General features: G+C 63.0%; 12 protein-coding genes and 1 pseudogene. 9 read left to right on the top strand and 4 right to left on the bottom strand.

Translation table 11 applies throughout. The features are described 5' to 3' along the window. Window positions 1-128: 128 nt before the first annotated feature. Complete coding sequence (locus ACVWY0_RS04285; RefSeq protein WP_485835572.1) at window positions 129-1,628, bottom strand: PucR family transcriptional regulator; 1,500 nt, start codon at window positions 1,626-1,628, stop codon at window positions 129-131. Window positions 1,629-1,862: 234 nt separating this feature from the next. Between ACVWY0_RS04285 and speB the strand changes: the two genes are divergently transcribed. The 8 genes and pseudogenes from speB (at window position 1,863) to ACVWY0_RS04245 (ending at window position 11,987) form a co-directional block, all read left to right on the top strand. Further along, window positions 1,863-2,867: an agmatinase gene (gene speB, locus ACVWY0_RS04280; protein ID WP_485835571.1), complete on the top strand. Its 1,005-nt coding sequence runs from the start codon at window positions 1,863-1,865 to the stop codon at window positions 2,865-2,867. Next, entirely contained in the window at window positions 2,864-4,321 is a 1,458-nt protein-coding gene (locus ACVWY0_RS04275; protein WP_485835570.1) for a purine-cytosine permease family protein, read from the top strand. The genes speB and ACVWY0_RS04275 overlap by 4 nt, the downstream gene beginning before the upstream one ends. A 101-nt stretch (window positions 4,322-4,422) precedes the next feature. After that, a complete protein-coding gene (locus ACVWY0_RS04270) occupies window positions 4,423-5,952 on the top strand; it encodes an aminobutyraldehyde dehydrogenase (RefSeq protein WP_485835569.1) in 1,530 nt (509 codons plus the stop codon). A 28-nt stretch (window positions 5,953-5,980) separates the two neighbouring features. Next, complete coding sequence (locus tag ACVWY0_RS04265) at window positions 5,981-7,273, top strand: D-arabinono-1,4-lactone oxidase (protein ID WP_485835568.1); 1,293 nt, start codon at window positions 5,981-5,983, stop codon at window positions 7,271-7,273. A 24-nt stretch (window positions 7,274-7,297) separates the two neighbouring features. Next, a pseudogene (locus ACVWY0_RS04260) lies at window positions 7,298-7,513 on the top strand (acetolactate synthase); the annotation flags it as partial. 225 nt (window positions 7,514-7,738) lie between these two features. Then, complete coding sequence (locus ACVWY0_RS04255) at window positions 7,739-8,050, top strand: hypothetical protein (protein ID WP_485835567.1); 312 nt, start codon at window positions 7,739-7,741, stop codon at window positions 8,048-8,050. A 152-nt stretch (window positions 8,051-8,202) separates the two neighbouring features. Next, on the top strand, window positions 8,203-9,951 hold the full coding sequence (locus tag ACVWY0_RS04250) for an ABC transporter ATP-binding protein (RefSeq protein WP_485835566.1): 1,749 nt from the start codon (window positions 8,203-8,205) through the stop codon (window positions 9,949-9,951). Then, on the top strand, window positions 9,948-11,987 hold the full coding sequence (locus tag ACVWY0_RS04245; protein ID WP_485835565.1) for an ABC transporter ATP-binding protein: 2,040 nt from the start codon (window positions 9,948-9,950) through the stop codon (window positions 11,985-11,987). Before ACVWY0_RS04250 ends, ACVWY0_RS04245 begins: the two co-directional genes overlap by 4 nt. Window positions 11,988-12,062: 75 nt before the next feature. Here the strand turns inward: ACVWY0_RS04245 and ACVWY0_RS04240 are convergent, their stop codons facing one another. The 3 genes from ACVWY0_RS04240 to ACVWY0_RS04230 form a co-directional block, all read right to left on the bottom strand. Further along, window positions 12,063-12,518 carry a hypothetical protein gene (locus tag ACVWY0_RS04240; RefSeq protein WP_485835724.1) on the bottom strand — a complete coding sequence of 152 codons (456 nt, stop codon included), beginning with the start codon at window positions 12,516-12,518 and terminating at the stop codon, window positions 12,063-12,065. 1,037 nt (window positions 12,519-13,555) lie between these two features. After that, window positions 13,556-13,945, bottom strand: a complete 390-nt coding sequence (locus ACVWY0_RS04235) for a hypothetical protein (RefSeq protein ID WP_485835564.1) — start codon at window positions 13,943-13,945, stop codon at window positions 13,556-13,558. Window positions 13,946-14,052: 107 nt separating this feature from the next. Further along, window positions 14,053-14,820 carry a TIGR04255 family protein gene (locus ACVWY0_RS04230; RefSeq protein ID WP_485835563.1) on the bottom strand — a complete coding sequence of 256 codons (768 nt, stop codon included), beginning with the start codon at window positions 14,818-14,820 and terminating at the stop codon, window positions 14,053-14,055. A 24-nt stretch (window positions 14,821-14,844) separates the two neighbouring features. Between ACVWY0_RS04230 and ACVWY0_RS04225 the strand changes: the two genes are divergently transcribed. Next, on the top strand, window positions 14,845-15,132 hold the full coding sequence (locus tag ACVWY0_RS04225) for a glycerate kinase (RefSeq protein WP_485835723.1): 288 nt from the start codon (window positions 14,845-14,847) through the stop codon (window positions 15,130-15,132). Window positions 15,133-15,266 lie beyond the last annotated feature (134 nt).

Below are 15,266 nucleotides of genomic sequence, written 5' to 3'. Positions count from 1 at the left end.
ATCCGGGGCAGTCCCACCGACCATCCGGGCACAACCAAATGATTCTTCGATAAGCGCTACGCGGGCATCTTGACGGTGATCCCTTGGGAGGACGCCGCCGGCCGCCCCCAGACAACCCAAGGGCCGACTTAGCGGCCTACGTGCATGGCCTCGTGGATTTGAAGCGCAAACCAAAGCTGGGCCAAGGCGGAGGTCTCGGTCATGTCCAGGCCCGTCAGTTCGCCGACTTTACGGATGCGATAAATGACGGTTTGCCTGTGTGCGAACAGCGCCGCCGCGGTCTTTTGCCACGATCTCTGGGTGTCCAGGTACGTCCTTAACGTCACGATGAGGTCGCCTTCCTGGCTCTGTTCGTACGCGAAGATCGGACCCAGCAGCCGTTCCACCAGGGCGGTCCCTTCCTCGAAGCTCGTGAGCCCCAGCCAGGACGGGCCTTCCGCGTACCGGGCCAGATTCATGGCGTTGCCCTTGGCCGCGCCGAGCGCCCACAGCGACTCCTGCAGGGCACGCTGGATCCCGGGCGCAGCCGTCGGCGAGCTGATGCCGATCCGGACCTCGGGACCCGCGCAATGGACCAAAATACCGTCGGTCACCGCCGCGGACACCGCCACATGAAGTGTGTTGAAGCGCCGCAGGCAAGCGGCCGGAAAGCCGTGGCGCCACAGTTCGACGTGGACGTTCGCCAGCCGCTCGCCGTCGTCGGCCGATATCGAAACCATCAGGAAATCCTGCGCCGGAACATCAAAGGCCGTGAGCCGGCTTTCCAGTTCCGCCGTTCCCAGGCGACCGTCGACCGCTTGGAACAGGAATTCGCTCGCCAGGCGGTTCCGGCTTTCCAGGGACAGGACTTTTCGTGAAAGTTCCAGACCCAGCACCGTTGCCGCATGAAGCAGCACGACGGCGTCCGGGTGCGGATCGCCGCTGGGCAGCACCACCAGGAGCGCATTGGCGTGCGTGGGGATATCCATCATCAACACATGCCTGTCCCGAAGCCGATGCCACTGGAACTTCTTCCCGGCCAAGGATATTCGCCCGGTCAGCTGGGCCAATTCCGCCTGCAGGAAATCCGGCAGCGGCTGGCCGTCCGGATGCCACGGATGAAGGCAGCGCCGGTCCACGACGAACAGATCTGCATCGAGCTCAGCCGCGAGGCCACGAAGAAGGCCCTGCAAGTGGTCCTCGGATGCTCCGGCAGTGCGGAGCAGGTCGTAAATCCGGGCCGTCTGTCGCAGGCGCCGCGACTCCTCCAGCAGGGAAGATTCAGCCACCGTTCGCGCGATGGCGATGAAGGGCAGCGGATAGGGCACGTTGATCAGCGGCAGCGGCAGCCTCTCACAAGCGGCCAGGAACTCCGGCAACAGCTCCGGCGCGTGCATCTTCTCTCCGATGGCCAGCGCACTGGCGCCCGCATCCACCAGCGCTTCGGCGAGCGCAACCTGACCCGCAGCATCGGCCGGGATGGAGAGGCCGTTGGTCATCATCAGCTCGCCGCCGGTGACCCATTCCCACAGCCTCGGCAAGTCAGACGTGTGGGCCCACGTGATCCGGTTGCCGCTGCCTGCGGATCCGGCCAGCAGCGTGAGTCCCAGCTGGGGTTCCGCCACGAGCTCGGCCACTGTAATCGCCATGGAATTGCGCTCCCAGCTCCTTGGTTTCCGGCCCGCGAAAGGCTCTTAGACATATGTATAAGAGCCTCGGCCATTTGTAGTCAATCTACCGCTATACGCCGTGACGCGCGTCACCAAGAATTGGATTACTTACTTCCCGCTCAACATTCCCGCTCAACGGCGAGCGAGCCAGCACCTCCCCCGAATCGCCGCCGGCGTCACCGCCCGGCAGCACAGCAACCGAAGGATCCCCGCATGACAACGCACAAGCCCATCGGCCCCGTCGACGCAACAAAAGTCCCCCGGTATGCAGGCCTCGGCACGTTCGCCAGGCTTCCCCAGATCGACCGCGTTCCGGACTACGACATTGCGATCGTCGGTGTACCGTTCGACGGCGGGACCTCCTTCCGGCCCGGCGCCCGTTTCGGTCCTGCCGCAGTCCGCGAAGCCTCCCGGCTCCTTCGCCCCGGCTACCACCCCGAGCTCGACGTTGAGCCTGTCTACGAAGTCCAGGTTGTAGACGCCGGCGACATCGCCTGCACGCCCTACGACATCACACGGGCGGTCCGCGAAATTGAAGAACAGGCACTGCCCCTGATCAGTGAAGACAAGAAGCTCATCTCCATCGGTGGCGACCACACCATTGCCCTCCCGATGCTGCGGGCATTGAACACGGTCCACGGACCGGTCGCGCTGTTGCACTTCGACGCCCATCTGGACACGTGGGACACCTACTTCGACCAGCCGGTCACCCACGGAACCATCTTCCGCCGGGCATTCGAGGAAGGACTCCTGGTGGAAGACAAGTCCATGCACGTCGGCATCCGCGGGCCGGTCTACGACCGCAACGACTTCCTCCGCGACCACGAGTTCGGCTTCCAGATCATCCGCTGCTCGGACCTGGACGTCATCGGCGTCCCGGCAGCCATCCAACAGGTCAAAGAGAGGCTAGGCGACACCCCCGTCTACGTCTCCATCGACATCGACGTCCTGGACCCGGCCTACGCACCGGGCACCGGCACCCCCGAAATGGGCGGACTCCACTCCCGCGAACTCCTTGCTCTTCTCCGCGGACTGAACGGCATCAACATCGTGGGCGCCGACGTCGTCGAGGTCGCTCCCGCTTACGATCACGCAGACATCACCACGGTCGCCGCGGCCACCCTCGTCTTCGACCTGCTCGCCCTGATGGTGAACCGCAGTAAGGTCGAAACGAACACCGTCCGTGAACTGCAAGCAGCATCCTGGAACGCATCATGAGCACTCGAACCACTCCCGTTGCCGCGGCCGAAGTACCCCGGCTCGAGGACAAGACCATCCAGCCCATCCCCGCGGACGAACGCCACGGGAAAGCCCGGGACCTCTTCACCATCTGGTTCGGTTCCAACATCATGATCATGACCATCGTGACCGGCGGCCTCGCCACCACGGTGTTCGGCCTCCAATTTGTGCCCGCGATCGTGGGAATCATCATTGGGAACGTCGTCGGCGGCATCTTCATGGCCCTGCATTCCGCCCAAGGCCCGCAACTGGGCGTGGCGCAGATGATCCAGACCCGCGGCCAGTTCGGTTCGTACGGGGCGCTGCTGATCGTTGTCATCGTGGTGATCATGTACGTCGGGTTTTTCGCGGCGAACCTCGTCTTTGGCGGGGAAGCAATGGCCGCGGTCAACCCCGGCATCAGTGTTGACGCAGGCATCATCGGCATCGGCATCGTCAGCGTCGTTGCCACGATTTTCGGCTACCGGCTCATTCACGCCTATGCACGCATCCTGAGCGTCGTGGCGGGTGTAGCGCTGTTGCTTGCCTTTGCCTGGATCCTGTTCGTCCAGGGACTGCCGGCCAGCTTCCTGGACCAGGGAAACTTCAACTGGGTTGGCTTCATGGCCACCATCTCCGTATCCGCCCTGTGGCAGCTCGCTTACGCCCCCTACGTCTCGGATTATTCCCGCTACATGCCCAAGGGCACCGGCTCGGCCCCGGCCTTCTGGGCGTCGTATTCGGGCTGCGTCTTGGGTACTTTGTTCCCCATGGTCTTAGGTGCCCTGGTGGGAACGCTTGCCGCGACGATGAGCAGCGACGCCGGCAACGTCGAGATCGTCGGCAGCCTGGGAGCGTTTCTCCAACCCTGGACCATGATCGTCATCGGAATCTTCTGCCTCGGGGTTGCGGCTTCGAACGCCATGAATCTTTACTGCGGCGTCCTGTGCAGCCTCACCATTGGCCAGACGTTCAAGCCGAACTGGTTGCCCCGCGCCAAGACCCGAAGCGTTGCGGCGCTCATCCTCTTCACGCTCGCCGTCCTGATCGCGCTGTTCGCCCGCGACAATTTCATCCTCTTCTACACGAATTTCCTCTCCTTCCTGATGTACGTGCTGGTTCCCTGGACGGCCATCAACCTGGTGGACTACTACCTTCTCCGGCACGGCGACTACAGGGTGGAAGACTTCTTCAAGCGCGACGGCGGCGTGTACGGACGGTTCAACTGGGTCGCCATGGGCGCCTACGTGGCCGGCGCCCTGATCCAGGTTCCCTTCTCCGCAACAGCGATCTACACAGGCCCGCTGGCCGCCGCGATGGGCGGCGTGGACATCTCCTGGATCGTCGGACTGGTGGTAGTTGCCCCGCTCTACTACTTCGCGGCCCGCGTGTTCCGGAAGAAGTCGGATGCCGACCCCGTTCAGACCCCCGCATTCGCAACTGAACTGATTTGACGCACCGCGGGCTAACGGCCCGCACCCAACCACGGGCCAACCGCCCGCACCACACACACTCCCGACGCCGCGACCGGCGCAGAAAGCAAAGGCCAAACACCATGACACTCACTCACACCGAGCCGTTCACTGTCCGACGCTCCCCCCTAGATCACGGCCCTGTGGATCACAGCCCTGCAGGGGTGCTGCCGCTCCCTCTGCCTCCCGGCGGGCACTTCATTGGAGGATCGTTTGTTCCGGGGTCCTCCACCGAACTCATCGACGTCGTAGACCCCACCACTGAGCGGGTCATCGCGTCCGTGCAGGCCGGCACAGCTGCCGATGTTGATGTTGCTGTCGAAGCTGCCGTGGTGGCCCAGAAGTCCTGGGGTGCCACCACCCCGAAAGAACGCTCCGAGGTGCTGAACCTGATCGCCAACATCATCGAAGCCAACCGGGAAGCCTTCGAACTCATCGAGTCAGCCAACACCGGTAAACCGCGAACCGTCGCGGAGGACGACGTCTCAAGCACCATCGATACGTTCCGTTTCATGGCTGGAGCTTCCCGCACGCTGACGTCCATGGCCGGCGGTGACTACGCAACCGGGCACACTTCGGTCATCCTCAGGGAACCCGTGGGCGTCGTCGGCGTCATCACCCCGTGGAACTACCCGCTGCTGATGGCCGCTTGGAAGATCGCGCCCATCCTGGCTGCAGGAAACAGCATCGTCCTGAAGCCTTCCGAGCAGACGCCCCTGTCCACACTGAAGCTCGCAGAACTCCTGGCCGGACGCATTCCCGATGGAATTCTCAACGTCGTGACGGGACAAGGCCGAACCGTCGGACAGCGGCTCGCGGAACATCCTGATGTTGCCCTCGTTGCCTTGACAGGGAGTGTCGTCAGCGGACAGGCCGTTGCGGAGACCGCGGCCAGGTCCGTCAAACGAGTTCATTTGGAACTCGGCGGCAAGGCTCCGGTTGTTGTCTTTCCCGACGCCGACCTCCGCGCGGCCGCCGCCGGGGTGCGCAATGCCGGCTTCTGGAATGCCGGTCAGGACTGTGGCGCTGCCTGCCGCGTGCTCGTGCACGAGTCGGTGGCCGAGGAGTTCACTGAGCACCTGGTACGCGAAGTCAGCACTCTGGTCGTAGGAGCGCCAGAGGCGGGCGACGACGTGGAAATCGGTCCCATGATTTCGCGCCCCCATTTCGAACGCGTGCAGGAATCGCTGGCCGAGGCCAAGGCTGCTGGCCTGAATGTAGCCATCGGCGGCTCTGCCCTGGAAGGTCCCGGTTACTTCATCGAACCCACGGTAATCAGCCAAGTTCCCGTCGGAGCACATATAGCCACACACGAAATATTTGGTCCCGTAGTCACGGTCGAGACCTTCAGCTCCACCGAAGAGGCCATCACACGGGCAAACGAGAGCCCCTACGGCCTGTCCGCCTCGGTATGGACCCGGGACTCAAGCCTCTCGCTCAGAGTTCCAAAGCAGCTCGATTTCGGCACCGTCTGGGTCAACTCACACCTGGTACTGGCCTGCGAGGTACCGTGGGGCGGATTCAAGGGATCCGGCTACGGTCGCGACCTCTCGCTCTACGCGTTGGACGATTATTCCCGCACCAAGCACGTCATGATCAACCACGGCGCATAAGCGTTCAGACCAGCATCGGAGCTGAGCAATGACCACGACGAACCTTCCCAACAACGCGACGACCCGCGCCGCGACTCCGTCCGCTCCCTTCGGGACGGACGTAACGTGGACCAACTGGGGCGGAAACCAGAGTGCCACGCCAGCATTCACCGTGCGACCGCGGACTGAACAGGAAGCGCTCGACGCCGTTCGCTTCGCCATCCGCGAAGGCCTCCCTGTGCGGGCGGTCGGCTCAGGACATTCGTCCTCTCCGCTGGTTCAGACCGGCGGCGTCCTGATGGACATGTCGGCACTCTCGGCGATCACGGGAACCGACCCTGCGCGGCGTCGCGCAAGAGCCCTGGCCGGCACCACCATCAGCGCCTTCGGCGATCCTCTGTGGGAGCAGGGGCTGGCGCTGGGAAACCAGGGCGACATCGACAAACAGCAGATCGCCGGGGCACTCTCAACCAGCACACACGGCTCGGGCAAGGATCTGGGCAGCTTTTCGTCAAGCCTTCGCTGGGTCAAGCTGATCAACGGCCTCGGTGAAATCGTCGAAATCGGTGAGGGGCAGCTCCGAGAACTCCGGGCGGCGCAGGTCGCGCTGGGTACGCTCGGAGTTTTCCTGGAGGTCGAGCTGGCGGTCGAGGACCGCTATTACCTGCAGGAGGAGATTACTTATCCCACATGGTCAGAGACGGCTGCAACCTGGCAGACCGACATCGATGCAAACAGGCATTACTCGTTCTTATGGTGCCCTGAAGACAGTTCATGCGAACTCCTGGACCTTCCCGGTGCGCCCGGCGAAAGCATGGCGAACCGCAGTTACACCAAGCGGTACAACACCGCCCAGATCCAGGACGAACGTGAGATTTCAAGCAAGGAGGGCGCACGGCTGGACCGGTCGTACCGCATCTACCCCGGCGGATTCACCACACCCTTCCATGAACTCGAGTACTTCGTTTCCAGCGAGCACGGCCTGGCGGCCGTTGAGGCTGTCCAAGAGTTGATCCGCACCAAGCATTCTGCTCAGAAGTACCCTGTTGAGGTCCGGTGGGTGAAAGCCGACGAAGGCTACTTGTCCCAGTTTCAGGGTCGGGACACAACCGTCATCACCCTGACCACCGAACCGGGAACTGACTATTGGCCCTTCTTCCGGGACGCCGATGCTCTGCTGCAGGAATTCGAGCCACGTGCGCACTGGGGCAAGATCCACTTCATGACCAGGAACCGACTGGAACGTCTCTACCCGGAACTTGACACTTTCATCCAAATACGCCGGGAGTTCGACCCCCGCGGAATGTTCCTTAACGACCACACCCGCGCCCTCGTAGGCTAACGCCCACAGGCCCACAGGCCCACAGGCAACGACTGGACGCAGGCAGCCGCGGACCAGCTGACGGGATGGCTGGAGCGGCACCATATCCCGGCAGCTGCTGAATGGCGGACGCAGGGAACGGTTTCCTTTGATTCCCCCTCGTATGTGGGCCCCATTGGCTACGGCCGCCCCCGCCCTACGTACGACCTGCTGGAGGAAACCGACCTGCTGGTGTTTGTGGGGACGGTGCCGGATGGCTTCGAAATCGAACTCGTGGCCACGGTACAGGCCGGGGATTAGTACGAGAACGAATATGCACCGTTACCAGTATGTATATCCGAAGAAGTAGCCCTCTATTGACTCGATTTGTAGGGCTCTTCCGCGGACCCTTGCGCGCGGCGGTAGACCATCAGCTACCGTCAGTCCATGTAACGGATCCGCTGGAACGAAGGGCTGTGGGCGCTGATTGTCCTGCTCGCTGCCGCCTTGATGGCCTGCGGACTGGCCGACACGTTCACTTTCAACGTCGAGCCGCCCACCTATCCGGTGGGGCACCGGCTGGTGCTGCTCGGAGCCCTCGGGTTTGCGGCCTCAGCCATGTGGGCATGGCTGAGGCCAGCTCCCCAATGGGTAACGGTCCTCACGGCCCTGCCCGCGGTGGTGATCGGCGGGCTCGCCCTGCAGTTTGAGGATGGCAGCTGGGGCGTCCTGGCCGGGCTGGTCCTCATCCCGGCCGCACTCATAGGGATGCTGGTGGAGCTGCTCTACCCGTCCGATGTCGTGCGGCCAGCCAAGTAGGCGAACGCGCCCAGCGGGTCCGCGAATACGCTGTCGGAGAACCGGCCCATTTTCTCCACCGCGGCCCGGATGAATCCCAGCCTCCGGACGTAAACTGACCTTCGCACCACCTCCAGCTCGAACACCAGCGGGACAGAACCTTTGGAGCCACATTGCTCTGGAAACTGCTTGTTGAATACCTGCGGCCGCACCGGCAGCTGCTGGTCGCCGTCGTGGTTTTCCAGCTGGCGCAGTCCATCGCGTCGCTGTACCTGCCCACGCTGAACGCGGACATCATCGATGAGGGAGTGGCCAAGGGCGACACTGGCGTCATCCTCAGCCTGGGCGGCCTGATGCTGGCGATCACGCTGCTGCAGATCATCTGCTCGGTGATTGCCGTGTACTTCGGGGCGAAGGCGGCCATGGGCGCGGGCCGGGACCTGCGCGGGGCCATCTTCACGCGCGTGGGGGAGTTCTCCGAGCAGGAAGTCACGAAGTTCGGCGCGCCCAGCCTGATCACCCGGTCCACCAACGACGTCCAGCAGGTCCAGCAGCTGGTGCTGATGGCCGCCACCATGATGGTGGCCGCGCCCATGCTCGCCATCGGCGGCGTGATCATGGCCGTCCGGCAGGACGTGCAGCTGTCCTGGCTGATCGCCGTCGCCGTGCCCGTGCTCATGATCGGCGTAGGGCTGATCATCACCCGGATGGTGCCGCTGTTCCGGAAGATGCAGAAGCGGATCGACACGGTGAACCGGGTGCTCCGCGAGCAGCTGACCGGCATCCGCGTGGTGCGCGCGTTCGTCCGCGAGGACATCGAGAGCGCCCGCTTTGCCCAGGCCAACGAGGATGTCACAGACACCGCGCTGCGTGCCGGCCGGCTGATGGCGCTCGCGTTCCCCGTGGTGATGCTGGTGCTGAACGTGTCCAGTGTGGCGGTGATCTGGTTCGGCTCGTTCCGGATCGAGGACGGCTCCATGCAGGTGGGCACCCTCATCGCGTTCCTGAGCTACCTGATGCAGATCCTGATGTCCGTCATGATGGCCACCTTCATGGCGGTGATGATCCCGCGCGCCGCGGTCTCGGCGGACCGGATCGGCGAGGTGCTGGGCGCCGAGTCGAGCGTCCGGCCGCCGCTGCATCCCGTGAGCAGCGCGGTTCCGTCCGACGGGCACCGCCGCGGGCAGCTGGAAATGCGCGACGTCGGATTCGCCTACCCGGGTGCCGACCAGCCCGTCCTCTCCGGGCTCAGCTTCACCGCCAGGGCAGGGCAGACGACCGCGATCATCGGCAGCACCGGCGCCGGCAAAACCACCCTGGTGAACCTCATGCCGAGGCTGTTCGACGCCACCACCGGCTCGGTCCGGATGGACGGCGTGGACGTCCGGGAGCTGCACCCGGACCTGCTCTGGGGGCACATCGGCCTGGTGCCGCAGCGGCCCTACCTGTTCACCGGCACCGTCCGCAGCAACCTGCAGTACGGCAAGCCGGACGCCACCGAGGACGAGCTCTGGACCGCGCTGGAGATTGCCCAGGCGCGGGACTTCGTGGAGGAGATGGAGGGCGGGCTGGACGCACCCATCTCCCAGGGCGGCACCAATGTCTCGGGCGGGCAGCGGCAGCGGCTGGCCATCGCCCGGGCCCTGGTGAAACGGCCCGAGCTGTACATCTTCGACGATTCGTTCTCCTCGCTGGACACCGGCACCGACGCCCGGCTCCGCCAGGCCCTCAAGCGCAACACCGCCGGCGCCACGCTGGTGATCATCGCCCAGCGCGTGTCCAGCATCGTGGATGCGGACCAGATCTTAGTGCTCGACGACGGCAGGATCGTGGGGCGCGGAACGCACCGCGGGCTGCTGGAGACATCCGAGACGTACCGGGAGATCGTCTCCTCCCAGCTGGCAGCGGAGGAGACGGTATGAGCACGCAGAACCGGCCGACGTCGGGCGCCCCCCACACAGCCGCCCCCGGCGGAACCGCAGCGGCCTCCAAAACCGGGACTGCCGACGTCGTACGCATCCCCCGTCCGGCGGGCGGACCGGGACGCGGCGGACCGTTCGCGGGGATGAACGTCCCGGCGGAGAAGGCGATGAACTTCGGGCCGTCGGCCAAGCGGCTGGTGGGCACGCTGCGGCCGGAGCGGGCCTGGCTGCTGCTGGTGCTGGTCATGGGCGTGGCCAGCGTGACGCTGTCGGTGATCGGGCCGCGGCTGCTGGGGGAGGGCACCAACCTGATTTTCGCCGGCGTGGTGTCGCGGGAGCTGCCCGCCGGGGTGAGCAAGGCGGAGCTGATCGCGCAGCTGCGGGCCGCCGGGGAGAACCAGCGGGCGGACATGCTGACGCCGATGGCGCTGACGCCGGGGCAGGGGATCGACTTCGCGGCGCTGTCCGGCGTGCTGGCGTGGGCGCTGGTGCTGTACGTGCTGGCGTCGGCGTTTATGTGGGTGCAGGCGTATGTGCTGAACGGGGTGGTGCAGCGGACGGTGTTCGGGCTGCGCGAGGAGATCGAGGCGAAGATCCACCGGCTGCCGCTGCGGTATTTCGATTCCATCCAGCGCGGCGAGCTGCTGAGCCGGGTGACCAACGACGTGGACAACATCTCCCAGAGCCTGCAGCAGTCCATCAGCCAGGCGGTCACGTCCGTCCTGACAGTGGTGGGCGTGCTGGTGATGATGTTCATCCTCTCGCCCACGCTGGCGCTGATCGCGCTGGTGACCGTGCCGCTGACGCTGGGGATCACGGCGCTGATCGCCAAGCGCTCGCAGAAGCTGTTTGTGGCGCAGTGGAAGCACACGGGGGAGCTGAACGGGCAGATCGAGGAAACGTACACCGGGCATGCGCTGGTGAAGGTGTTCGGCCGGCAGCGGGAGGTGGAGGAGCGGTTCCGGCAGAAGAACGTGGAGCTGTACGACGCGAGCTTCGGCGCGCAGTTCATCTCCGGGCTGATCATGCCGGCCATGACGTTCATCGGGAACCTGGTGTACGTGGGGATCGCGGTGGTGGGCGGCCTGCAGGTGGCGTCCGGGGCCATGCAGCTGGGCGACGTGCAGGCGTTCATCCAGTACTCGCGGCAGTTCACCATGCCGCTGGCGCAGCTGGGGTCCATGGCCAACCTGCTGCAGTCCGGAGTGGCGTCCGCCGAGCGGGTTTTCTCGTTGTTGGATGAGGACGAGGAGTCTGCGGAGCCTCCTACCTCGTCTGGTCCGGTTTTTGGGCGGGGGCGGCTGGTGTTTGAGGACGTTTCGTTCTCATACTCGCCGGATAAGCCGCTGATTTCTTCTTTGTCTCTGGTGGCGGAGCCGGGGCAGACGGTGGCGATTGTCGGGCCGACCGGGGCGGGGAAGACCACCCTGGTGAACCTGATGATGCGGTTCTACGAGCTGGATGCGGGGCGGATAACGCTCGACGGCGTGGACGTCACCTCAGTCCCCCGGCGCGAGCTGCACTCGCGGCTGGGCATGGTGCTGCAGGATACGTGGCTGTTCGGCGGGACCATCCGCGACAACATTGCGTACGGTCGGCCGACGGCTACCGAGGAGGAGATCCTGGAGGCAGCGCGGGCGACGTATGTGGACCGGTTCGTGCACTCGCTGCCGGAGGGGTATGACACGGTTTTGGAGGACGAGGGTTCCAACGTGTCCGCCGGGGAGAAGCAGTTGCTGACGATCGCCCGGGCGTTCCTGGCCCGGCCGTCTGTTTTGATTCTGGACGAGGCGACTTCTTCAGTGGACACCCGCACCGAGGTGCTGGTGCAGAAGGCGATGCGGGCCCTGCGGTCAGACCGGACGAGCTTTGTGATCGCGCACCGCCTGTCCACGATCCGCGACGCCGACCTCATCCTGGTGATGGAGGCCGGGCAGATCGTGGAGCAGGGGACGCACGCTTCGCTTTTGGCTGCCGGCGGGGCATACGCGCGGCTGTATGAGGCGCAGTTCGCGGCTCCGGTGGCGGAGGTTTAGGTCCTGCTCAGCGCCCAGAACCGTTCTCATCATCCTTTTTCAGCCCGGCCATGTCTGTCCGGATTGGAACGCTGCCTACCAGCGCATACCTCGGGACCGCGGCACGTCGGTCCCGCCAAGTTCCAGTTCGAAATCAACGTCGACAACTTGCATCGACCTGCACTTCTTCCCCAGGCCGTGGAGCGTCCAGTTCGAACCAAGAGCAGTCTGCGCCCGCCGAAACATTGCGCGGGCACCGTCGTAGCTCAGCGGATGTTTCGTCTTCCCTTGGAGGTTCCACCAGATGGCGTCACAACGCCGGGCGGGTTGCCCCTCAGCCATATAGCAGGCGAGCCATACGAACGCATCCACGCTCGCCGGGATCCCCGCGAGCGCCCTACTGCCTTGCTTACGACAGTGATCGTGTTCACCGAAGTCATAGTCGCCGTGCCTCATCGTAAGAAGCTCGCTAGCCCGAGCGCCGCTCGTCAACCAAAATGAAAATAGCGCTCGGTCCCGGTCGGAGCGAAGTGCGTCAAAGATGGCCTCGATCTTTTCATCGGGGATTCCCCTGTAAAAGGCTTCGGGGTCCGTTGTCGGTAGGTGCCGCGACGGGATGGCTGGAAGGGGTGCTGGGATTTCTGGTGTGCATGTGCTCGGCCATGTGTGCCTCGTGTGCCGGGACCGGATTCATGATGGGACCGAGATCGGTTTCGTAAGCGAAATCGTAGAGACTCCAGAGCACCGAGAGCGTCGGTGGTTGATCGTTCGAGGCGCGAAAGCGACGCTTGGGGCGGCTTTCGGGTTACGTCATTAGGAAGGCATGCCTCGTTGAGACCACGCCTGAATGACGTCGCAGTCGCAGTCGGAGCCGTGCGCATGCAGCTCCGAAGTGTCGTAACACTGCAATCCGAAGCTGCGCGGTGGCGCAAGAACAGCGAGGCGGCCTCAAACTCGACGTCTCGAAAACTCGATGCGATAAGGCAGCCCCGTATCGTGCTTCGTTACACGACCGGGCCGGCCCGTCATGACGGTCATCTTTCCACATACCGAAGAAAACGTCGCTCATTGACACGGGATTCACGCGCGCCCGATCAACCTCGCTAGAACGGGGGTACTGTCATCGTGCAATTACAAACGGGACGTGGGTGAGCTACTAGCAGTGCGGGTCGCGGGTGGCTCGGTTAGCCACGTAGCTGTTTCAATTATTCTCTTTCTTACGACGCTCCAGCGTTGCTTATCTGGGGGTGGCGCCTCCGTGCCAGCCAGAGCGTGGGCATATCCGTGGGGTTCGTCCGTTTGTGGATCTCGCTTCACGCGGCCGTCAGCAGAACGAACAACCTGGGCGGTGAAACCGAATGCCGTCCGTTCGCTGTCACAAATTTGCTGCGGAGGGATGCGTAACTCCAGTTCGGTGTGGAGCAGAACGGAAAGCCCATCCTTCTCATAACGAAGCGAGGCAATATGCGGAAGTACTCGACCTGTCACTGGGTCTTTGGTGATGAACGCCGGCCGCACCAGAACCTTCCGATACAAGGTTTCCTCATCCTGAACGGAAGGATCGTCCTCGACGCCCGACGCGTATTCTGTCAAGCGAAGTGCTCTCTCCAACTGGGGTTACGGACCTCCACGTACCGTGTGAGACGCGTCAGGTGGTCCCTGATCTGCTCCGTTGGTGGCAGGCCCTTGCCCTCGCCTGAGGCGACAATTTCATCGTGGTTATAAGCGACGAACGAATAGCACTTATCTGAATCAACTTCTATTTCCAAGGAAAGATGATTTGCCACCCAATGCAAGGCAAGACCTCCCGCAAAATCGGGAGCGATTGACGGATAGACGGTGGAGTTCGAGGCAATTCTTCGAAGCAAGTCAACTGTCCAATGTGCTAGCTCTTCGTGCATCTCTCCCAGCGCGTCCGTTTCGCGAATTTTTTCGAGTTGAAGTCGCGCGTCGCGCAGTAGCAGGCTGGATTCACTCAAGGACACAGAGTTGCGAGCGAAATCGTCTAGGACCTCAGGGCGAGTCTTAAACGCCAAGAGTCGTTTTGGATGAGGCTTTGCATCTGCCCAACGAGAGTCAAACATCGTCATTTGAATTCGCCCCAGCCTTTTCGTAGTTGTTCATTAGTGTATTGTTTGAACGCTCGGATCAGCTCTTCGTGAGCCGTGTCCATCCCATCTATGGAGTTGGATTCCGTTTCTAAACGATCCCGCGTTACCTTGATCCACAGTTCGGTGGAGTCTTCATCCTCCGATGAATCCACGCCGGCAAGCGTCGATAGGTTATCTTCGCGCTCCTTGTGACGGTACTCGAACCGAGCCCCCAAGTATGACGATTCACCCAAGGTTGTTGGTGCCGCAGTCCAGTTGCTTAGTATTCCGGCCGCCAAATCGGGACCGGACACCTCTGTGATGGCGTTCTCGTAGAAGCACTCGAAACGCCGTATGGAGATGTCCTCATTGACAGCGTTCTTTATGGCGTGACGATACTCCTCGAGGAGTTGGTGCAGGTTCTTCTTGAGTTCCTCATAGCCCGGATAAGGTGACTTAGAAGACTCAAAACTCCATGTCACGACCATGCGATCGGTCTGAAGTGCGATAGAGGAACCCTTGTCATCGCTTAGTACTAAAAGGGGAAATGGCCACGAAGAACCGGGAGTGACGAAGTTAACCTGGTCAACCGATAGTCCGCGCCACGGTTCTAGAGGTGCACGTTCCGCAACATCCGAGTAGGTTGACTTCAGATTCTGTATGTACCCAGCAAGGTGGCTTACTTGAACTTCGGCCTCTAGATCAAAGTAGACGGCCAGCCGAGCTTTACGCACTGGCGGCCGCTCAAATTGGAGGAGCTCCATACTTACAGTCCTTCACCGGTAGGGATGCGGCTAGCGTATCTCAGAGCACCAAATCGGGTGACAAATATGGCGTTGAACCTACCGCACGAGTGGGGCTTTGGGCCGTCTTTGGCGGCCGATCTTGTATCCGGAGCGGACGCTGTCCTCGATGCCGGCGGCTTCGACCGCTTCCTCGCATCCGCAGACGCCGTGGTGGTCGGGGAAGGGCGCCGGGATTCCCAAACCGGCGAAGGAAAAATCATCTCCGCAACCCTTAATCGGTTCAGCGTTCAGGCCGGAAGATATCGGTCATCGCCGTTGTTGGTTCGGTAACTGAAGACTTGGGGAGTTACGCAGAAAACTTCGCCGGCATCCGCATGGCCACGGATGCCGCGGCCATGCGGACAGCCGGAAAGACCATCGCCGAGGGCCAGGACGGTCGCGTTTCCGGGCGGGGCTTACGATTT

The organism is Arthrobacter sp. UYNi723, from assembly GCF_054057635.1.
This window is presented reverse-complemented; position numbering and strand designations above follow the sequence as displayed.